The organism is Paenibacillus cineris (genome assembly GCF_018333335.1).
In the GTDB taxonomy this organism is placed as follows: domain Bacteria; phylum Bacillota; class Bacilli; order Paenibacillales; family Paenibacillaceae; genus Paenibacillus_AQ; species Paenibacillus_AQ favisporus.
In genome coordinates this window covers 1-207 of sequence record NZ_BORU01000062.1, presented here as the reverse complement: position 1 = coordinate 207, position 207 = coordinate 1, and the positions used below count along the sequence as shown (strand labels likewise).

1 rRNA gene is annotated in these 207 nt (G+C 51.2%); it reads left to right on the top strand.

The features are described 5' to 3' along the window. Positions 1-207: ribosomal RNA gene (locus KI379_RS33955) — 23S ribosomal RNA — on the top strand; the annotation flags it as partial.

Sequence of the window (207 nt, the reverse complement as noted above, 5' to 3'; positions counted from 1 at the left end):
GATCCGGTGAAATTTTAATACCTGTGAAGATGCAGGTTACCCGCGACAAGACGGAAAGACCCCATGGAGCTTTACTGCAGCTTGATATTGGATTTGGGTACGATCTGTACAGGATAGGTGGGAGCCTAAGAAACCTGAGCGCCAGCTTGGGTGGAGGCGCCGTTGGGATACCACCCTGATCGTATCTAGGTTCTAACCTGGTACCGT